The organism is Agrococcus sp. ProA11 (genome assembly GCF_039880525.1).
GTDB classification, from domain to species: domain Bacteria; phylum Actinomycetota; class Actinomycetes; order Actinomycetales; family Microbacteriaceae; genus Agrococcus; species Agrococcus chionoecetis.
On sequence record NZ_CP156989.1, the window covers coordinates 2272265 to 2290408 of the forward strand.

Sequence of the window (18144 nt, forward strand, 5' to 3'; positions counted from 1 at the left end):
GTCACGGGGTGTGCACACCGATGACGATCGCCTCGACGACTGCCGCGACGACGATGAGCGCTGCGGCGATGGCGCCGAGCGCAAGACTGGTGCCGAGCGCACGCGTGTACTCCCGGATGGGTCCCGCTCGCCCCCGCACGGCGCAGAGCAGCGCGTGCACGGCTGGCAGCAGGCCGGCGACCGTCGCGAGTGCGACCCCCGCGGCTTCGAAGACGATGTACGCGCTGATGCGCGCAATGGTCTCCGCGACGCCCAGCGCGGCCACCACCGCTGCCGCGCCCCAGCCGATGCCGACGCCGAGCACCGCCATCGCGACCACGGTCAGCATGCCGCCGGTGCCGGCACCGCCGGCCAGCAGCGCGATCGCGCCCAGGTTGCGCACCGCGATCGTGAGCGCGTCGCGATCGCCGGCGAGCACGCGCTGATCGATCTGCCCGGCTGCGACAGCATCGGCATTGGCGGTCGCCAGCTCGGTCGCGGAGCCAGCGCTGACCGCGATCACCGCCGCGAACCCGGCGAGGGCGAGCACGACCGACGCCGTCACGGCAGGCCACAGCGGCGCCCGCGCAGCGGCGACGTCAGCCGAGCGCATGTCAGGCGATCGCCAGCTTGCGCAGCTTGCGCTTCAGGTACCAGACGACCGTCGACACGACGACGCCGACCAGCCCTGCGCCGAGGATCGCGGAGATGATCGCGATCGCTGCGCCGCCGATCTCGATCGCGGTCACGATCTGTGTGGCAGCAGCCGTGGAGATGCCGAAGCTGCCCACGAGCCAGGCGAGTGAGAGTCCTGCGATGGCGAGGCCGAGGGCGCTGACGCCCGCCGAGGCGCTCCAGACCAGAGCGCGCCCCCTTCTGGTTTCGATGTGCATACTGTTCCTCCTCTGTTCCGCCCTTCCACGGGCGCCCGAGCCGTTCGGCACGAGACTGCGGGATGGAGCCTCACGGCTCGTCATCGCTGAGTCGATGAGCGATCGCGGCAGTGAGGCGCTCGACCAGCGCGACCGGCGGCTCGAGCGAGCCGCGTTCGATCGCGATCACGGTCTCCACCTGCGTGCCAGCGAGGTCGGCCAGCTCCTGCGGCGTCAACCCGGCATACTCGCGCAACGCCGCCAAGGAAGCGCCGATGCGAGATTCTGCACTCATGTGGCGAACCATGCCAGGTTTTCGACGAACACCCAAGAACTTCTCCACAGGTTCGACAGGTACTCCCCGAGCATTGTCGAAGTATTGTCGAAGAACAGCCGCGATGCCCGGCCACCCTGCGGATAATCTGTTCACCAGGCGGCACTCCGAGGCCGCGGAGCAGAGACGAGGCCTTCGATGTCGATCCACCTTCGCGGTGCGAGCGCAGCGGAGCGCGCGCACTACGCCGCACTCGTGCGACCCGCGCGCCAGCGTCGCGGCCTGAGCCAGATGGCGCTCGCGCAGCTCGCTGCCGTGGACCGGACCACCGTCAGCAACATCGAGCGGGGTGCTGGGGCGCCGCAGGAGGACGTCCTGCGACGGCTGTTCGCGGCACTCGGCCTCGCCACCGATGCCCAGCGGCACGACCCGGAGGTCGAGCTGTGGATCGCCGTGATGTCAGAGCTGCTCACCAATGTCCCCGTGGACCGTCGCCACCTCGCTGCGGATGCTGCGATCGCCACCCTCGCCGCGCATGTCCGCGCCGGCGGCGTGTCAGAGGGTGCGGCTACCGTCACCGCGATCGATGAGCACGAGCCAAAGGAGCAGGCGATCGATGGACTTGCAGCACGGCGCGGCAGCCCTCGAAGGGACCAGCCCCACGCTGAATGAGCTCGTGCTGCTCTGCGACCAGCTCGGCGTCGCCGTGCGCATCGCTCCACTGCCAACCGGCTGGCTCGGCGCGTACGATCACACCGCCGCACGGATCATGCTCGCTCCCGGGCTCACGCCGGTCGAGCAGCGTTCGGTGCTCGCGCACGAGCTCGGTCACGCGCTGCGCATGGATTCGGGTGAGTCCGCACCAGCCGAGCGTGCGGCGGAGCGCTTCGCGGCACTGCTGCTGGTCGACCCGGCCGCACTGCGCTCGGCGAGCGCGTGGGCGCGCGATGAGGACGAGCTCGCCGAGGAGCTCGGCGTGACGGTCGACATCGTGCGCAGCTACCTCGCGCACCGCCCGATCCTGCAGGCAGCCTAGGTCAGCCGCGCTCGATCAGCGGTCAGCGATCCGCGTCGGGACGATGCCGTAGGGCGCGAGCCCGGCAGCGCCGCCGTCGAGCGCCGTCAGCACCCAGATGCCGTCCGCATGCACCGCCACCGAGTGCTCCCACTGGCACGCGTCACTGCCGTCCGCGCTGCGGACGGTCCATCCGTCGGCGTCGGTCGTCGTCGCCGTCGAGCCGGCATGGATGATCGGCTCGATCGCCACGCAGAGCCCGGGCTTGACCGCAGGCCCCTTGACCCTGGTGCGGTAGTTGAACACCGGCGGGTCCTCGTGCATGGCGCGCCCGATGCCGTGGCCGATGTAGTCGTCGCTGATGCCGTAGTCGCTGTTCGCCTCGACGTGGTCCTCGACCGCTGCGCCGACATCGCCGAGCTGCTTCGCCGAGGCAAGCGCCGCGATCCCGTCCCAGAGCGCGCCCCGCGTGACATCGCTGAGCCGCTGCCGCTCGGCGGTCGTCGCCGGGTCGCCGCCCGGCACGACGACGGAGATCGCCGCGTCGCCGTGGAAGCCGCCGATCGTCGCGCCGCAGTCGACCGTCACCAGGTCGCCCGGCTCGATCGGCTCGCCGCCGGGGACGCCGTGCACGACGACATCGTTGATGCTGACGCAGAGGGTGTGCTGGTAGCCGGGCTCGAGCTGGAAGTTCGGCACCGCACCGTGCTCGCGGATCACTCGCTCGGCGATGCGATCCAGGTCGAGCGGTGTGGCGCCGACGCGGATCGCGTCGCGCACGGCGGCGAGGGCCAGCGCGGTGATCCTGCCGGGCTCGCGCATCGCCGCGAGCTCGCGCCGCGACTTGTAGAGCGCGCGAGGCCGCATCAGGCGGAGATGCCCCGCTCGGCGAGGCCGACGAGGATGCGCTCGGTGACCTCTTCGACGGAGCCGATGCCGTCGACCTCGAGGACCAGGCCGCGCTCGCCGAAGATCGCGATCAGCGGCGCGGTCTCGCGCTCGTAGACGTCGAGGCGGCGACGGACGACCGACTCGGTGTCGTCGCTCCTGCCCTGCTCCTGCGCGCGCACCATCAGGCGCCGCACGACCTCGTCGCTGTCGGCGACCAGGCGGATGACGGCATCGATCTGCTCGCCGCGGCGCAGGTTGACGCCGTCGAGGAACCCGACCTGGCCGGCCGTGCGCGGGTAGCCGTCGAGGAGGTAGCCGCCCTCGGCGTCGGGCTGCGCGAGCCGATCGTCGATGAGCTCGTTCGTCAACGAGTCGGGCACGTACTCCCCGGCGTCGAGGATCGCCGACACGCGCTGGCCGAGCTCGGTCTGGTCCTTGATGTTCTGCCGGAAGATGTCACCCGTGGAGACGGCGGGCACACCCAGCGTCTCGGCGATCCTGGCTGCTTGCGTTCCTTTGCCCGCGCCGGGCGGGCCCACGATCAGGAGGTTCGACATCTAGCGGATGAGCCCTTCGTAGTGGCGCTGCTGCAGCTGCGCGTCGATCTGCCGGACGGTCTCGAGGCCGACGCCCACGATGATCAGGATCGAGGCGCCGCCGAACGGGAAGTTCTGGTTCGCCCCCACCGTCGACAGGGCGATCAGCGGGATGAGCGCGACGATGCCGAGGTACAGCGAGCCGGGGAGGGTGATGCGCGTGAGCACGTAGTCGAGGTACTCCGCTGTCGGGCGACCGGCTCGGATGCCCGGGATGAAGCCGCCGTACTTCTTCATGTTGTCCGCGACCTCTTCGGGGTTGAAGGTGATCGCGACGTAGAAGTAGGTGAAGCCGACCGTGAGGAAGAAGAACACCAGCATGTACAGCGGTGCGTCGCCGGACGTGAGGTTGGCCTGCACCCACAGCACCCACTCGGGCGGAGCGGAGCCGTCCTGCGGCGTCAGGAACTGCGCGATGAGCATCGGCAGGTAGAGCAGCGACGACGCGAAGATCACCGGGATCACGCCGGCCATGTTGACCTTGATGGGGATGTACGTCGACTGGCCGCCGTACATGCGCCTGCCGACCATGCGCTTGGCGTACTGCACGGGGATGCGGCGCTGCGACTGCTCGACGAACACGACCGCGGCCATGATGAACAGGCCGACGACCAGCACCATGATGAAGGTGCTGACGCCCTGCGTCTGGAAGATCTGGCCGAGCGCGGTCGGGAAGGTCGCCGCGATCGACGTGAAGATGAGCAGCGACATGCCGTTGCCGATGCCGCGCTCGGTGATGAGCTCGCCGAACCACATGATGAGGCCGGTGCCCGCGGTCATGGTGAAGATCATGAGCGTGATCGACCACCACGAGTCGTTCGTCAGCAGGTTCTGGCACTGCGGCAGCGCCGGGCCACCGGTCTGCGAGAACAGCGCGCCCTGGCGCGCGACGGTGATGAGCGTCGTCGACTGCAGCACGGCCAGCGCGATCGTCATGTAGCGCGTGTACTGCGTCAGCTTCGCCTGGCCCTGCTGCCCCTCCTTGTGGAGGGTCTCGAAGTGCGGGATGACCACGCGCAGCAGCTGCGTGATGATCGACGCGGTGATGTAAGGCATGATGCCCAGCGCGAAGATGCTCAGCTGCAGCAGCGCACCGCCGGAGAACAGGTTGACCAGCTGGTACAGCCCGGTCGCCGTCTGGTTCGCTGCGATGCACTCCTGCACGTTGCCGTAGTCGACGAACGGTGCGGGGATGAACGACCCGAACCGGAACAGCGTCACGATGGCGAGCGTGAAGATGATCTTCCGACGCAGGTCTCGCGTCTTGAAGATTCGTGCGATGGCACTGAACACGTGCAGCCTTCCAGAGAATGGCAATCGGGGCGGTCCGCGAACGGACCGCCCCTCAGCCTACTTACTTGACCGAACCGCCTGCGGCCACGATCTTCTGCTCAGCAGCGGCCGACACCTTGTCGACGGCGACCGTGAGCGCGACCGTGAGCTCGCCGCCGGCGAGCACCTTGACGAGCTGGTTCTTGCGAACCGCGCCCTTGGCGACCAGCTCCGCGACGGTGACCTCGCCGCCGTTCGGGAACAGCGACTGCAGCTGCCCGACGTTGACGACCTGGTACTCGGTGCGGAACGGGTTCTTGAACCCGCGCAGCTTGGGCGTGCGCATGACGCTCGTGAGCTGTCCACCCTCGAAACCGGGGCGGACCTGGTAGCGGGCCTTCGAGCCCTTCGTGCCTCGACCGGCCGTCTTGCCCTTCGATGCCTCACCGCGACCGACGCGCGTGCGGGCGGTCTTCGCGCCCGGCGCGGGCCGGAGGTGGTGCACCTTGAGCGACGGGAGGTCGGTCGACTCGTTCTTGTCAGTCATTCTGGATCTCCTCGACCTTGACGAGGTGCCGAACCGTGTTGACGTAGCCGCGGTTCTGCTGGTTGTCCTCGCGCTCGACCGTCTGGCCGATGCGCTTGAGTCCCAGCGACCGCAGCGTGTCGCGCTGGTTCTGCTTCTCGCTGATCACGGACTTCGTCTGCGTGATCTTCAGCTTGCTCACTTGGATGCCGCCTTCGCGATCTCGGCCTCGTGCTTCGTGTGCTCCGCCTCGGCACGGAGCAGGCGCTCCGGCACGACACGGTCCACGTCGAGACCACGACGGGCGGCGACGGCGCGCGGCTCTTCGAGCATGCGCAGCGCCTCCACCGTCGCGTGGACGATGTTGATGGAGTTGGACGAGCCGAGCGACTTGCTCAGCACGTCGTGGATGCCAGCGCACTCGAGCACGGCACGCACCGGACCACCCGCGATGACGCCGGTACCGGCGGCAGCGGGGCGCAGGAGCACGACGCCGGCTGCGGCCTCGCCCTGCACCGGGTGCGGGATCGTCTTGGCGATGCGGGGGACGCGGAAGAAGTTCTTCTTCGCCTCCTCGACGCCCTTCGAGATGGCCGTCGGGACCTCACGGGCCTTGCCGTAGCCAACGCCGACCATGCCATCGCCGTCACCCACGACCACGAGGGCCGTGAAGCTGAAGCGGCGACCGCCCTTGACGACCTTCGAGACGCGGTTGATCGTCACGACGCGCTCGAGGAACTGGTTCTCCGTGCGGTCGTCGCGTCGACCGCGCTCGTTGCGCGTGCCGCGGTCGCGGCTGCCGCGACGCTGCTCGCGGGGCTCGTCGCGGTGGTCGGCCGACTGGCCGGCCTCGGCCGCGGGAGCGCCTGCAGCAGCCTGCTGCGTGGTGTCCGTCACCTGCGTGTCCTTGTTCTCTTCGCTCACAGTCCCAGCCCTGCCTCTCGTGCGCCGTCGGCGATCGCGGCGACGCGACCGGCGTAGCGGTTGCCGCCGCGGTCGAAGACGACCGACTCGACGCCTGCTGCCTTCGCGCGCTCTGCGATCAGCTCGCCGACGCGCGTGGCCTTGGCCGTCTTGTCGCCGTCGAGCGCACGGAGGTCAGCCTCCATGGTCGACGCCGATGCGACGGTGATGCCCTGCGAGTCGTCGACGATCTGCACGAAGACGTGGCGTGCCGAGCGGGTGACGACCATGCGCGGCACCAGAGCGGTGCCGACGACCTTCTTGCGGAGGCGTGCGTGACGACGGCCGCGGGCAGCCGACTTGCTCTTGCCTCGGGTACCGATGCCCATCACTTACCAGCCTTTCCAGCCTTGCGGCGGATCTGCTCGCCTGCGTAGCGCACACCCTTGCCCTTGTAGGGCTCGGGCTTGCGCAGCTTGCGGAGATTCGCGGCCACTTCGCCGACAGCCTGCTTCGAGATGCCGGTGACGGTGACCTTGTTGTTGCCCTCGACCGTGAACGAGATGCCAGCGGGCGGCTCGATGTTGATCGGGTGCGAGTAGCCGAGCGCGAACTCGAGGCCCGTGCCCTTCGCCTGCACGCGGTAGCCGGTGCCGACGACCTCGAGCGACTTCGAGTAGCCCTCGGTCACGCCGACGATGTCGTTGGCGATCAGGGTGCGGGTGAGGCCGTGGAGCGAACGCGACTCGCGCTCGTCATCGGGCCGGGTGACCTGCACCTGGCCGTCGGCGATCTCGACCTCGATCGGCGATGCGATGCGGGTCGTGAGCTCGCCCTTGGGGCCCTTGACGGTGACGACGTCGTCGTTCACCGAGATGTCGACTCCCGAGGGGATGTCGATGGGGAGACGTCCGATTCGTGACATGTCAGATCACCACACGTAAGCGAGGACTTCCCCGCCCACGCCCTTCTGCTCGGCCTCACGGTCGGTGAGGAGCCCGGAGCTCGTGGACAGGATGGCAACGCCGAGGCCGCCGTGCACCTGGGGGATCTCCGTCGATCGCGCGTAGACGCGCAGACCGGGCTTGGAGACCCGCTTCAGGCCGGCGAGCGCGCGCTCGCGGTTCGGGCCGTACTTGAGGCTCAGCGTCAGCGACTTGCCGACGCGTGCGTCCTCGACCTTCCAGCTCGAGATGAAGCCTTCACGCTCGAGGATCTCAGCGATGTTGGCCTTCAGGTTCGACGACGGCAGCGTGACCTCGTCGTGCATCGCCGTGTTGGCGTTGCGCAGACGCGTCAGCATGTCGGCGACCGGGTCGGTCATCGTCATGGGTGTTTCTCCATTCTGGTTTCGCTGCCCGTTCCACGGACAGCGACCTTGAAGTCAGCTCGGCGCCGACGGCGCCGATGGGGTCAGGACTCGTTCGACTCGCTCTTGAACGGGAAGCCGAGCGCCTTCAGCAGCGCGCGACCCTCGTCATCCGACTTCGCCGTCGTGACGACGGTGATGTCGAAGCCGCGGACGCGGTCGATCTTGTCCTGGTCGATCTCGTGGAACACGGACTGCTCCGCGAGGCCGAACGTGTAGTTGCCATTGCCGTCGAACTGCTGCGGGCTGAGCCCGCGGAAGTCGCGGATGCGCGGGAGCGCGAGCGTCAGCAGACGGTCGAGGAACTCCCACATGCGGTCGCCACGCAGCGTGACGTGGGCGCCGATCGGCATGCCGTCACGCAGCTTGAACTGCGCGATCGACTTCTTGGCGGCGGTGACCTTCGGCTTCTGGCCGGTGATCTGCGTGAGGTCGCGGATGGCCCCATCGATCACCTTCGAGTCGCGCGCGGCCTCGCCGACGCCCGTGTTGACGACGATCTTGGTCAAGCCAGGCACCTGCATGACGTTGGTGAAGCCGAACTCCTCCTGGAGCTGCTTCACGATCGTCTCGCGGTACTGCTGCTTGAGCCTGGGCAGGCGCACAGCGGTGTCAGTCATTGCTCTTGATCTCCTTGCCCGACTTCGTCGCGACGCGGACCTTCTGCGGGATCGAGACGCCGTTCTTCTCGACGTTCTTGACCTCGGCGCGGACGCGCGTCGGCTTCTTCGTCTCGGGGTCGACGAGCGCGACGTTCGACACGTGGATCGGGGCCTCGTGGGTCTCGATGCCACCCGTGCGGGTGCCGCGGTTGGTCTGGCCGACCTTGATGTGCTTGGTGACGAGGTTGATGCCCTCGACGATCACTCGGTCCTGCTCGATGAGGACCTCGAGGACGCGACCGGTCTTGCCACGGTCACCGCCGCGCGCCTCGCGCGCTCCGGCGATGACCTGCACGAGGTCGCCCTTCTTGATGCTGGCCATGGGTCAGATCACCTCCGGTGCGAGCGACACGATCTTCATGAAGCGCTTGTCGCGGAGCTCGCGACCGACGGGTCCGAAGATGCGAGTGCCGCGGGGGTCGCCATCCGTCTTCAGGATGACGGCTGCGTTCTCGTCGAACTTGATGTACGAGCCATCGGTGCGACGCGTCGACTTCACGGTGCGGACGACGACGGCCTTGACCACGTCGCCCTTCTTGACGTTGCCGCCGGGGATGGCATCCTTGACCGTGGCCACGATGGTGTCACCGAGGCCGGCGTAGCGACGGCCGGAGCCGCCGAGCACGCGAATGGTCAGGAGCTCCTTGGCGCCGGTGTTGTCGGCAACCTTGATGCGAGATTCCTGCTGAATCATTTGTCTTGATCTCCTTCGAGGCCGAGGCCTACTTGGCCTTCTCGAGGATCTCGACGACGCGCCACCGCTTGGTGGCGGACGTCGGACGGGTCTCTGCGATCAGGACGCGGTCGCCGATGCCGGCGGCGTTCTGCTCATCGTGCGCCTTCACCTTCGAGGACTTGCGCAGCACCTTGCCGTACAGCGGGTGCTTCACGCGGTCCTCGACCTCGACGACGACGGTCTTGTCCATCTTGTCGGAGGTGACGAAGCCGATGCGCGACTTGCGGTAGCCGCGCTGGACGCTCTCGTCCCCCTGCTGCTCGGTGGTAGCCATCAGTTGTCCTCAGCCTTCTGGTCATTCTCAGAAGCCTGGGCCTCGTCGGCCTTCTTCGACTTCTTCTTGTCCGCAGGCTTCTCGACGGGCGCCGGGGAGGCGCTGATGCCGAGCTCGCGCTCACGGATCACGGTGTACAGCCGCGCGATGTCGCGCTTCACAGCCCGGAGGCGGCCGTGCGAATCCAGCTGGCCGGTGGCCGACTGGAAGCGCAGGTTGAACAGCTCTTCCTTGGCCCGCTTCAGCTCGACGACGAGTCGTTCGTCATCGAGGGTGGCGAGCTCGGCGGGCATGAGCTCCTTGGAACCGATCGCCATTATGCGTCAGCCTCCTCGCGCTTGATGATGCGTGCCTTGAGCGGCAGCTTGTGAATGGCTCGCGTCATCGCCTCACGCGCGAGCTCCTCTTCGACACCGGCGACCTCGAACAGGACGCGGCCCGGCTTGACGTTCGCGACCCACCACTCGGGCGAGCCCTTGCCGGAACCCATGCGGGTCTCGGCAGGCTTCTTCGTCAGCGGACGGTCGGGGTAGATGTTGATCCACACCTTGCCGCCACGCTTGATGTGACGCGTCATGGCGATACGTGCGGCCTCGATCTGGCGGTTCGTGACATACGCAGGCGTCAGGGCCTGGATGCCGTAGTCACCGAAGGACACTGCCGTGCCGCCGGTGGCCTGGCCACGACGCTTCGGGTGGTGCTGCTTGCGGTGCTTGACTCGACGGGGAATAAGCATTACTTCGCCTCTGCTCCTGCTGCAGCCGGAGCTGCGTCACGACGGGGTCCACGACGCTCGCGCTGCGGCGACTTCTGGTTCGCCTGCTCGCGGGCGAGCTCGCGGTTGGTGAGCTCACCGTTGTAGATCCAGACCTTCACGCCGATGCGACCGAAGGTCGTCTTGGCCTCGTAGAAGCCGTAGTCGATGTTCGAGCGGAGCGTGTGCAGGGGCACGCGGCCCTCGCGGTACTGCTCGCTGCGGCTCATCTCGGCGCCGCCGAGGCGGCCGGAGACCTTGATCTTGACGCCCTTGGCGCCGGCGCGCTGCGCCGACTGCAGGCCCTTGCGCATCGCGCGGCGGAATGCCACACGAGCGCTGAGCTGCTCGGCGATGCCCTGCGCGACGAGCTGCGCCGAGCCCTCGGGGTTCTTGACCTCGAGGATGTTCAGCTGGATCTGCTTGCCGGTGAGCTTCTCGAGGTCGGCGCGGATGCGCTCTGCCTCGGCGCCGCGGCGACCGATCACGATGCCCGGGCGGGCGGTGTGGATGTCGACGCGGACGCGGTCCTTGGTGCGCTCGATCTCGATGCGGGCGACGCCGGCGCGGTCGAGGCTGGTCGTCAGCATCTTGCGGATGCGGATGTCCTCAGCCACGTAGTCGGCGTAGCGCTGGCCCGGCTTCGTCGACTCGGCGAACCAACGCGACACGTGGTCGGTGGTGATGCCGAGGCGGAAGCCGTACGGGTTGACCTTCTGTCCCATTACTTCTCGTCCTCCGTGGTCGGCGTCGCGAGCACGACGGTGATGTGGCTCGTCCGCTTGTTGATGCGGAATGCGCGACCCTGTGCACGCGGGCGGAATCGCTTGAGCGTGGTGCCCTCATCGACGAAGACGCGGGACACGTACAGGTCCTGCTCGTCGAGGAACTCGTTCGCAGCGTCAGCCTTGACCCGAGCGTTGGCCACCGCCGAGGCGACGAGCTTGTACACGGGCTCCGAGGCGCCCTGCGGGGCGAACTTCAGGATCGCGAGGGCCTCTTCGGCCTGCTTGCCGCGGATCATGTCGACGACGCGGCGGGCCTTCTGAGGGGTCACGCGGATGTGACGAACGCGAGCGATCGACTCAACCATTGCCTTCTCCTTCTTCCGTCACCGCGCTTAGCGGCGACGGCCCTTCTTGTCGTCCTTCACGTGTCCACGGAAGGTGCGGGTGGGCGCGAACTCGCCCAGCTTGTGACCGACCATCGTCTCAGTGACGAAGACCGGGATGTGCTTGCGACCGTCGTGAACGGCGATCGTGTGGCCAAGCATGGCCGGGACGATCATCGAACGGCGCGACCACGTCTTGATGACGTTCTTGCTCTTGGCCTCGTTCTGCCGAACCACCTTGGTGAGGAGGTGGTCGTCGACGAACGGACCCTTCTTGAGGCTGCGGGGCATCGGACTCTCCTACTAGCGCTTCTTCTTGCCGGTCGAACGGCGACGGACGATGAGCTTGTCACTCGGCTTGTTGGGGCGGCGGGTGCGACCCTCGGCCTGACCCCACGGGCTGACGGGGTGGCGGCCACCGCTCGTCTTGCCCTCGCCACCACCGTGCGGGTGGTCGACCGGGTTCATCGCGACACCACGGACCGTCGGGCGGACGCCCTTCCAGCGCTTGCGGCCGGCCTTGCCCCAGTTGATGTTCGACTGCTCGGCGTTGCCGACCTCGCCGATCGTGGCGCGGCAGCGCGCATCGACGTTGCGGATCTCGCCCGACGGCAGACGCAGCTGCACGTAGGGGCCATCCTTCGCCACCAGACGCACCGAGGCGCCAGCCGAGCGGGCCATCTTGGCACCGCCGCCGGGGCGGAGCTCCACAGCGTGGATCACCGTACCGGTGGGGATGTTGCGCATCGGCAGGTTGTTGCCGGGCTTGATGTCGGCGCCTGCACCGGACTCCACCACGTCGCCCTGACCGAGCTTGGTCGGAGCCAGGATGTAGCGCTTCGTGCCGTCCTCGAAGTGCAGCAGCGCGATGCGCGCCGTGCGGTTGGGGTCGTACTCGATGTGCGCGACGCGGGCGTTCACGCCGTCCTTGTCATTGCGACGGAAGTCGATGACGCGGTACTGGCGCTTGTGACCGCCACCGATGTGACGCGTCGTGATGCGTCCGGTGTTGTTGCGGCCGCCGGTCTTCGGCAGCGGGCGAAGCAGCGACTTCTCGGGCGTCGATCGGGTGATCTCAGCGAAGTCTGCGACGGACGAGCCTCGACGACCCGGGGTCGTCGGCTTGTACTTGCGAATAGCCATGTTCTCGTTCCTTCAGTCCTCAGCCGACAGCCGTGAAGATGTCGATCGAACCGGACTTCAGCTTCACGATGGCGCGCTTGGTGTCCTTGCGCTTGCCAGTGCCGAAGCGGGTGCGGCGCGTCTTGCCGACGCGATTGAGGGTGTTGACGCGCTCCACCTTGACGCCGAAGATCTTCTCGATCGCGAGCTTGATCTCGGTCTTCGAGGCGCGGGGATCGACCTCGAAGGTGTAGCTGCCCATGTCGATGAGCGCGTAGCTCTTCTCCGACACGATCGGTCGGATGATGACGTCGCGCGGGTCCTTGTTGTAGCCGCTCATCAGTTGTCCTTCTCTGCCTTGTCGGCCTTCGCGGCCTTGCCGGCCTCGACGAAGCCTGCGGCCTCAGCGGCCTCGGCGTCGCGGAACCACACCTCGGCCTCGGTCTGCGCGTACCAGCGGCCCTCGGGGCGGTGGTACTTCTTCGAGCTGGCGTTGCCCTTGATCTCGAAGCCCTCGGGAGCCGAGCCGTCCTCGAGCGGGGCGTGCGAGCCCGGTCCGAAGTCGGCAGCGGCAGCGGCCGGTGCCTCGTCGGCGGTCTCAGCCGGCGCAGCGGCAGGCTGCTCGGTCTTGGCGGCCTTCGCGGCACCCTTGGGGGCTGCGGCGGCGACCTCGACCGACGACCCGGTCTTCGCGGCGACGAACGCCTCGAAGGCGGTCGTCGAGAAGACGATGTCGTCGCTCACGAGCACGTCGTAGGCGTTGAGCTGGTCCCAGGGGAGCACGTGGACCTCTGCGAGGTTGCGCACCGACAGGAACGCGGTCTCCTCGGAGCGGTCCAGCACCAGCAGCACGTTCTTCACGACGCCGAGCGCCGCGAAGGTGTCGACGGCCGTGCGGGTGCTGGGCGCCTCGGACGAGAACGCCGAGATCACGTGCAGGTGGCCACCGCGTGCGCGGTCCGAGAGTGCGCCGAGGAGTGCTGCGGCGATCATCTTCTTGGGGGTGCGCTGCGAGTAGTCGCGCGGCGTCGGGCCGTGGACGATGCCACCGCCGCGGTGCTGCGGCATCCGGATCGAGCCCTGACGGGCGCGGCCCGTGCCCTTCTGCTTGAACGGCTTCGCACCGGAGCCGGAGACCTCGCCGCGACCCTTGGTCGAGTGCGTGCCCTGGCGTGCGGCAGCGAGCTGCGCGACGACCACCTGGTGGATCAGCGGAACGTTCGTCTGGACGTCGAAGATGCTCGCGGGCAGCTCGACCGAGCCTGCCTGCTCGCCCTTGGCGTCGACGATGGCGACCTGTGCAGTCATGCTCAGGCTCCCTTCACAGCGTTGCGGACGTACACGAGACGACCACGGGCGCCGGGAACGGCTCCCTTGACGAGCATGAGTCCCTGCTCGGCGTCGACGGCGTGGATCGTGAGGTTCAGCACCGACACGCGGTCCGTGCCCATGCGACCCGGCATGCGCTTGCCGCGGAAGACGCGGCTGGGCGTGGCCGAGGCACCGATGGAGCCGGGCTTGCGGTGGTTGCGGTGGGCACCGTGCGATGCCGAGACGCCAGCGAAGTTGTGGCGCTTCATGACACCGGCGAAGCCCTTGCCCTTGGAGGTGCCGACGACGTCGACCTTCTGACCGGCGGCGAACAGGTCGACTGCCAGCTCCTGGCCGAGCTCGTACTCAGCGGCGTTGTCGGTGCGCACCTCGGTGAGGTGGCGGCGCGGCGTGACGCCAGCGGCGTCGAAGTGACCGGCGGCAGGCTTGGTGACCTTGCGCGGGTCGATCTGGCCGGCGGCGATCTGGATGGCTGCGTAGCCGTCCTTCTCGGGCGTGCGGATCTGCGTGACCACGTTCGGCGTGATCTCGAGCACCGTGACGGGGACGAGCTTGTTCTGCTCATCCCACACCTGGGTCATCCCGAGCTTCTTGCCGAGCAGGCCGCGAGTCGTCGTGATCTTCGACATGGCGTTCCTTAAAGCTTGATCTCGATGTTGACGTCAGCGGGCAGGTCGAGGCGCATGAGCGAGTCGACTGCCTTCGGCGTCGGGTCGATGATGTCGATGAGTCGCTTGTGCGTGCGCTTCTCGAAGTGCTCGCGGCTGTCCTTGTACTTGTGAGGTGACCGGATCACCACGACCACGTTCTTCTCGGTCGGCAGCGGCACGGGGCCCACTACCGTCGCGCCCGCACGGGTCACGGTGTCGACGATCTTGCGCGCCGACGAGTCGATGACCTCGTGGTCGTACGACTTCAGTCGGATGCGGATCTTCTGTCCCGCCATGGCTGACTCTCTTCCTGTCGACGCAGCTGTTCTGGGCTGCTCGCAACGCACTCTCGAGTGCACCGCTGTTCTTCTGTCAATGCCCGCAAGGGGCGCGCGCCGCTGTCGCGCACGGCAGTGCCATGCTCGACTTCGGCGAAGTTCCTGTTGGAGCTGCCCGCGGCCCAGGATCGAGATCGACCTGTGCACAGCCAGAGCAGTGAGCGACGTGAACCGTCGCGTTTGCAACCTCACGATTCTCGCACGGAAGCGGATGTCCGTGCAACCCGGGCGTGTCGCGCCGGTCATGCGCGGGACGGCGGGGGCGGGACGCTCGCCCCGCCCCCGCTCGCGCAGCTGCTAGTGGTGGTCCTGCGCGTCCTGCGCGTCGCGCGCGTCCTGCTGGCCGACGAAGCCATCGGCGTGCTCCTGCGCGCGGTCGGTGTGCTCGGCGAACTTGCCGCCGGTCACCTTGTCGAAGCCGTCACCGCCAGCCTGGATGGCCTGGTCGCTGTGCTGCTCGCCCTGCTCGCTGTTCAGCGCGTCCTTGCCCTTGTTGACGAGATCGTCGAAGCCCATGCGGCATTCCTTCCGTCGGTGCCGCGCGGACCGCGGCGCTCGTGGCCACCAAAGCACACGCGCACCACGCCCGCTACCGGTGACCGGTCAGACGACGCGGCGTCCTGCCTGCCAGACGGCGGCAGTGAGCGGCACTCCCGGTCGGTAGGCGAGGTGCGTGATCGACGGCGCTGCGAGCACCTGCAGGTCGGCCCGCGCGCCGGGTCGGATGCGGCCCAGCGGCAGTCGCGGGTTCCCGGCGCGGTCGATGGTCGCCTCCTCCCGCTGCAGCGCCACGGCGCCGCCCAGCGTCGCCGCGCGCACCGCCTCCTCGACGGTGAGGCCCATCTGCAGCACCGCGGTCGCGACGCAGAAGGCCATCGAGGTGGTGTAGCTCGTCCCCGGGTTGCAGTTCGTCGCGATCGCGAGCACGGCACCGGCGTCGACGAGCCGCCTGGCGGGTGCCAGCGGCATGCGCGTCGACAGATCGCACGCCGGCAGCACCGTGGCGACCGTGCCACGGCGACCGACGGCGCCGGCGGGCGAGCCCGGCGCGCGCCGCCAGGAGCCCGCGAGCATCCCCACCTCATCGTCTGTGAGGAAGGCCACGTGGTCGACGCTCGCGGCGCCGAGCTCGACGGCGAGCCGCACCCCGGGTCCCTGGCCCAGCTGGTTGCCGTGCACGCGCACGGCGAGCCCTGCGGCACGCCCGGCCTCGAGCACCCGGCGCGACTGCGCCTCGTCGAAGGCGCCGCGCTCGCAGAAGACATCGATCGCGTCGGCGTGCGGGGAGACCGCGTCGAGCATCTCCCCGGCGACCAGGTCGACGTAGGCATCCGGTGCTGAGCCCTCTGGCACGAGGTGCGCGCCGAGGAAGGTGACGGAGTCCGCGCGCACTCCGGCGATGCGCGCACTGCGCAGCTCGTCGGCCACCGTGAGCCCGTAGCCCGTCTTGGTCTCGAACGCGGTGGTGCCGCCGCGCAGCATCTCGTCGGCCAGCCGGTCGAGGTTGTCGGCCAGCTGCTCGTCGGTCGCGGCGCGCGTGGCTGCCACGGTCACGCCGATGCCGCCGGCGGCATACGCCTGCCCCGCCATGCGCGACTCGAACTCCGCGGTGCGATCGCCTGCGAACACCAGGTGGGTGTGGCTGTCGACCCAGCCGGGCAGCACGGCGCGTCCGTCGACATCCACGCGCTCGTCGGCGGCCGGGGCCGCGGCCGCCTCGCCCACCCACACGATCTCGGGCCCGTCCACGACGAGCGCCGCAGCGTGCAGGCGACCGAGCGCGTCGTCATTGGTGGTGAGCTCACCGATGCCGGTGATGAGCGTTGCCATCAGGCACCCGCCGATGCCGCGTGCGCGCCGGGCTGCCACGCGTCGGCGTGCTCGAGCAGGTCCGCCGCGAGCAGCGCTCCGCCTCCGACGGTGAACGTGACCGCTGCCTCGATGTCGCGGGCGAGGAACCGGTCGGGGCCGACGCCGGGCACCAACTGCCGCAGCGCCTCGATGACGCGTCCGGTGCGCGGCCCAGCCGACTGCTCGCGCAGCTCGATGCCGCGGGAGGCGGTCATCAGCTCGATCGCGAGCACCCGTCCGAGCCCGTCGACTGCACGCCTCAGCTTGCGCGCCGCGCCCCAGCCCATCGAGACGTGATCCTCCTGCATGGCGCTGGAGGGGATCGAGTCGACCGACGCCGGGGCGGCAAGGCGCTTCAGCTCGGAGACGATCCCAGCCTGGGTGTACTGCGCGATCATCAACCCGGAGTCGACGCCGGGGTCGCCGGCGAGGAACGGCGGGAGCCCGAACGAGCGCGCGGGGTCGAGGAAGCGGTCGCTGCGGCGCTCGCTCATGGAGGCCACGTCGGCGATCGAGATGGCGAGGAAGTCGAGCGCCGCCGCGACCGGAGCGCCGTGGAAGTTGCCGTTCGAGACCACACGCCCATCGGGCAGCACCACGGGGTTGTCGATCGCGCTGGCCAGCTCGATCTCGGCCACGCGCGCCGCATGGGCGGCGGTGTCGCGTGCGGTGCCGTGCACCTGCGGTGCGCACCGCAGCGAGTACGCGTCCTGCACGCGCGTGTCCTCCGGGCCCTTGTGGCTCGCCACGATGGGACTGCCCGCGAGCAGCGCGGCGATGTTCCGTGCGCTCGCCAGCTGACCCGGGTGGGGGCGCAGCGCCATGAGCTCCTCGGCGAACGGCGCGTCCGTGCCCAGCAGCCCCTCGACGCTCATGGCCGCCGTGAGGTCGGCCGTGTCCAGCAGCTTGTCGAGGTCGGCGAGTGCGAGGCACAGCATCGCGAGCATGCCGTCGGTGCCGTTGACGAGCGCGAGGCCCTCCTTCTCGGCCAGCGTCACCGGCGCGAGGCCGGCGCGATCGAGTGCGGCCGCTGCGTCCATCGTCTCGCCATCGATCTCCACCACGCCCTCGCCCATAGCTGCGAGCGCGACGTGCGACAGGGGCGCGAGGTCGCCGGAGCAGCCGAGCGAGCCGTACTCGCCGATGACCGGCGTGATGCCGGCGTTGAGCATGCCCGCGTAGAGCGCTGCCGTCGCGCGCCGGATGCCGGTGCGTCCCGTGGCGAGCGTCTGCAGCCGCAGCAGCATGAGGCCGCGCACGACCTCGCGCTCCACTGCTTCGCCGCTCGAGGCGGCGTGCGAGCGGATGAGCGACTGCTGCAGGCGCGTGCGGTCCTCCGGTGCGATCGCGGTGTTGGCGAGCGCCCCGAAGCCGGTCGAGATCCCGTAGTGCGGCCGAGGGTCGGCCGCCAGGTCGTCGATGACCGCGCGCGCGGCGTCGATGTGCGTGAGCGCGGCTGCGCTCAGCTCGACGGCGGCATCGAAGCGCGCGACCTGCACGACCTCGTGTCGGGTGAGGGGGGCGTCTCCGATGACCACTGGCATGGCCCCATTCCACCGGTCCGGCCAGCGCGCCGCATCGGCGTGCACCACACTGGTGTCTGAGATCTCAGACCGA

Annotated in this window: 31 protein-coding genes; 2 read left to right on the top strand and 29 right to left on the bottom strand. The window is 68.8% G+C overall.

Going from position 1 to position 18144, the window contains the following annotated elements; translation table 11 throughout:
• Position 1: 1 nt before the first annotated feature.
• The 3 genes from ABG090_RS10870 to ABG090_RS10880 form a co-directional block, all read right to left on the bottom strand.
• Positions 2 to 592 (bottom strand): hypothetical protein, encoded by a 591-nt coding sequence (locus ABG090_RS10870; RefSeq protein WP_347754500.1) that lies wholly within the window; start codon positions 590 to 592, stop codon positions 2 to 4.
• A 1-nt stretch (position 593) separates the two neighbouring features.
• Positions 594 to 872 (bottom strand): uberolysin/carnocyclin family circular bacteriocin, encoded by a 279-nt coding sequence (locus tag ABG090_RS10875; protein ID WP_347754501.1) that lies wholly within the window; start codon positions 870 to 872, stop codon positions 594 to 596.
• A gap of 70 nt (positions 873 to 942) precedes the next feature.
• Positions 943 to 1194 carry a helix-turn-helix transcriptional regulator gene (locus ABG090_RS10880; RefSeq protein WP_347754502.1) on the bottom strand — a complete coding sequence of 84 codons (252 nt, stop codon included), beginning with the start codon at positions 1192 to 1194 and terminating at the stop codon, positions 943 to 945.
• A gap of 222 nt (positions 1195 to 1416) precedes the next feature.
• Here ABG090_RS10880 and ABG090_RS10885 point away from each other — a divergent pair, with 222 nt between their 5' ends.
• A complete protein-coding gene (locus ABG090_RS10885; RefSeq protein ID WP_347754503.1) occupies positions 1417 to 1797 on the top strand; it encodes a helix-turn-helix transcriptional regulator in 381 nt (126 codons plus the stop codon).
• Entirely contained in the window at positions 1742 to 2161 is a 420-nt protein-coding gene (locus tag ABG090_RS10890) for an ImmA/IrrE family metallo-endopeptidase (protein ID WP_347754504.1), read from the top strand. The genes ABG090_RS10885 and ABG090_RS10890 overlap by 56 nt, the downstream gene beginning before the upstream one ends.
• Before the next feature lie 15 nt (positions 2162 to 2176).
• Here ABG090_RS10890 and map read toward each other — a convergent pair whose 3' ends face one another.
• From map to hutH, 26 genes are all read right to left on the bottom strand, one after another.
• Positions 2177 to 3010 carry a type I methionyl aminopeptidase gene (gene map / locus ABG090_RS10895; RefSeq protein ID WP_347757596.1) on the bottom strand — a complete coding sequence of 278 codons (834 nt, stop codon included), beginning with the start codon at positions 3008 to 3010 and terminating at the stop codon, positions 2177 to 2179.
• Positions 3007 to 3588 carry an adenylate kinase gene (locus ABG090_RS10900; RefSeq protein WP_347754505.1) on the bottom strand — a complete coding sequence of 194 codons (582 nt, stop codon included), beginning with the start codon at positions 3586 to 3588 and terminating at the stop codon, positions 3007 to 3009. Before ABG090_RS10900 ends, map begins: the two co-directional genes overlap by 4 nt.
• Complete coding sequence (gene secY, locus ABG090_RS10905; RefSeq protein ID WP_347754506.1) at positions 3589 to 4920, bottom strand: preprotein translocase subunit SecY; 1332 nt, start codon at positions 4918 to 4920, stop codon at positions 3589 to 3591.
• Between the two features lie 61 nt (positions 4921 to 4981).
• Positions 4982 to 5446: a 50S ribosomal protein L15 gene (gene rplO, locus ABG090_RS10910; protein ID WP_347754507.1), complete on the bottom strand. Its 465-nt coding sequence runs from the start codon at positions 5444 to 5446 to the stop codon at positions 4982 to 4984.
• Positions 5439 to 5627: a 50S ribosomal protein L30 gene (gene rpmD, locus ABG090_RS10915; protein WP_347754508.1), complete on the bottom strand. Its 189-nt coding sequence runs from the start codon at positions 5625 to 5627 to the stop codon at positions 5439 to 5441. The genes rplO and rpmD overlap by 8 nt, the downstream gene beginning before the upstream one ends.
• The gene (rpsE, locus tag ABG090_RS10920; RefSeq protein ID WP_347754509.1) at positions 5624 to 6349 is read right to left on the bottom strand and encodes a 30S ribosomal protein S5; all 726 of its coding nucleotides are present in this window, start codon (positions 6347 to 6349) and stop codon (positions 5624 to 5626) included. Before rpsE ends, rpmD begins: the two co-directional genes overlap by 4 nt.
• The gene (rplR, locus tag ABG090_RS10925) at positions 6346 to 6717 is read right to left on the bottom strand and encodes a 50S ribosomal protein L18 (protein WP_347754510.1); all 372 of its coding nucleotides are present in this window, start codon (positions 6715 to 6717) and stop codon (positions 6346 to 6348) included. The genes rpsE and rplR overlap by 4 nt, the downstream gene beginning before the upstream one ends.
• Complete coding sequence (rplF, locus tag ABG090_RS10930) at positions 6717 to 7253, bottom strand: 50S ribosomal protein L6 (protein ID WP_347754511.1); 537 nt, start codon at positions 7251 to 7253, stop codon at positions 6717 to 6719. Before rplF ends, rplR begins: the two co-directional genes overlap by 1 nt.
• A 6-nt stretch (positions 7254 to 7259) precedes the next feature.
• Positions 7260 to 7658, bottom strand: a complete 399-nt coding sequence (rpsH, locus tag ABG090_RS10935) for a 30S ribosomal protein S8 (RefSeq protein WP_347754512.1) — start codon at positions 7656 to 7658, stop codon at positions 7260 to 7262.
• An 83-nt stretch (positions 7659 to 7741) separates the two neighbouring features.
• On the bottom strand, positions 7742 to 8317 hold the full coding sequence (rplE, locus tag ABG090_RS10940; RefSeq protein ID WP_347754513.1) for a 50S ribosomal protein L5: 576 nt from the start codon (positions 8315 to 8317) through the stop codon (positions 7742 to 7744).
• Complete coding sequence (rplX, locus tag ABG090_RS10945; protein ID WP_347754514.1) at positions 8310 to 8681, bottom strand: 50S ribosomal protein L24; 372 nt, start codon at positions 8679 to 8681, stop codon at positions 8310 to 8312. Before rplX ends, rplE begins: the two co-directional genes overlap by 8 nt.
• 3 nt (positions 8682 to 8684) lie before the next feature.
• Positions 8685 to 9053: a 50S ribosomal protein L14 gene (gene rplN / locus ABG090_RS10950; RefSeq protein WP_347754515.1), complete on the bottom strand. Its 369-nt coding sequence runs from the start codon at positions 9051 to 9053 to the stop codon at positions 8685 to 8687.
• 28 nt (positions 9054 to 9081) lie between these two features.
• Entirely contained in the window at positions 9082 to 9369 is a 288-nt protein-coding gene (gene rpsQ, locus ABG090_RS10955; RefSeq protein ID WP_347754516.1) for a 30S ribosomal protein S17, read from the bottom strand.
• Entirely contained in the window at positions 9369 to 9686 is a 318-nt protein-coding gene (gene rpmC, locus ABG090_RS10960) for a 50S ribosomal protein L29 (RefSeq protein ID WP_347754517.1), read from the bottom strand. The genes rpsQ and rpmC overlap by 1 nt, the downstream gene beginning before the upstream one ends.
• A complete protein-coding gene (gene rplP / locus ABG090_RS10965) occupies positions 9686 to 10105 on the bottom strand; it encodes a 50S ribosomal protein L16 (protein ID WP_240241222.1) in 420 nt (139 codons plus the stop codon). The genes rpmC and rplP overlap by 1 nt, the downstream gene beginning before the upstream one ends.
• The gene (gene rpsC, locus ABG090_RS10970) at positions 10105 to 10848 is read right to left on the bottom strand and encodes a 30S ribosomal protein S3 (protein ID WP_347754518.1); all 744 of its coding nucleotides are present in this window, start codon (positions 10846 to 10848) and stop codon (positions 10105 to 10107) included. The genes rplP and rpsC overlap by 1 nt, the downstream gene beginning before the upstream one ends.
• The gene (gene rplV / locus ABG090_RS10975) at positions 10848 to 11216 is read right to left on the bottom strand and encodes a 50S ribosomal protein L22 (protein ID WP_347754519.1); all 369 of its coding nucleotides are present in this window, start codon (positions 11214 to 11216) and stop codon (positions 10848 to 10850) included. The genes rpsC and rplV overlap by 1 nt, the downstream gene beginning before the upstream one ends.
• Positions 11217 to 11243: 27 nt before the next feature.
• Positions 11244 to 11525, bottom strand: coding sequence for a 30S ribosomal protein S19 (gene rpsS / locus ABG090_RS10980; protein WP_347754520.1), 282 nt, complete (start codon positions 11523 to 11525; stop codon positions 11244 to 11246).
• A 12-nt stretch (positions 11526 to 11537) separates the two neighbouring features.
• Positions 11538 to 12377 (bottom strand): 50S ribosomal protein L2, encoded by an 840-nt coding sequence (gene rplB, locus ABG090_RS10985; protein ID WP_347754521.1) that lies wholly within the window; start codon positions 12375 to 12377, stop codon positions 11538 to 11540.
• Positions 12378 to 12396: 19 nt separating this feature from the next.
• Positions 12397 to 12696, bottom strand: a complete 300-nt coding sequence (gene rplW / locus ABG090_RS10990; RefSeq protein WP_347754522.1) for a 50S ribosomal protein L23 — start codon at positions 12694 to 12696, stop codon at positions 12397 to 12399.
• A complete protein-coding gene (gene rplD / locus ABG090_RS10995) occupies positions 12696 to 13664 on the bottom strand; it encodes a 50S ribosomal protein L4 (RefSeq protein ID WP_347754523.1) in 969 nt (322 codons plus the stop codon). Before rplD ends, rplW begins: the two co-directional genes overlap by 1 nt.
• A 2-nt stretch (positions 13665 to 13666) precedes the next feature.
• Positions 13667 to 14317, bottom strand: a complete 651-nt coding sequence (gene rplC, locus ABG090_RS11000; protein ID WP_347754524.1) for a 50S ribosomal protein L3 — start codon at positions 14315 to 14317, stop codon at positions 13667 to 13669.
• 8 nt (positions 14318 to 14325) lie between these two features.
• Positions 14326 to 14634: a 30S ribosomal protein S10 gene (gene rpsJ / locus ABG090_RS11005; protein ID WP_021010896.1), complete on the bottom strand. Its 309-nt coding sequence runs from the start codon at positions 14632 to 14634 to the stop codon at positions 14326 to 14328.
• 339 nt (positions 14635 to 14973) lie between these two features.
• Entirely contained in the window at positions 14974 to 15192 is a 219-nt protein-coding gene (locus ABG090_RS11010; RefSeq protein WP_347754525.1) for an Rv0909 family putative TA system antitoxin, read from the bottom strand.
• A gap of 87 nt (positions 15193 to 15279) precedes the next feature.
• Positions 15280 to 16506 carry an imidazolonepropionase gene (gene hutI, locus ABG090_RS11015; protein WP_347754526.1) on the bottom strand — a complete coding sequence of 409 codons (1227 nt, stop codon included), beginning with the start codon at positions 16504 to 16506 and terminating at the stop codon, positions 15280 to 15282.
• Positions 16506 to 18071: a histidine ammonia-lyase gene (gene hutH, locus ABG090_RS11020; RefSeq protein WP_347754528.1), complete on the bottom strand. Its 1566-nt coding sequence runs from the start codon at positions 18069 to 18071 to the stop codon at positions 16506 to 16508. The genes hutI and hutH overlap by 1 nt, the downstream gene beginning before the upstream one ends.
• Positions 18072 to 18144: the final 73 nt, after the last annotated feature.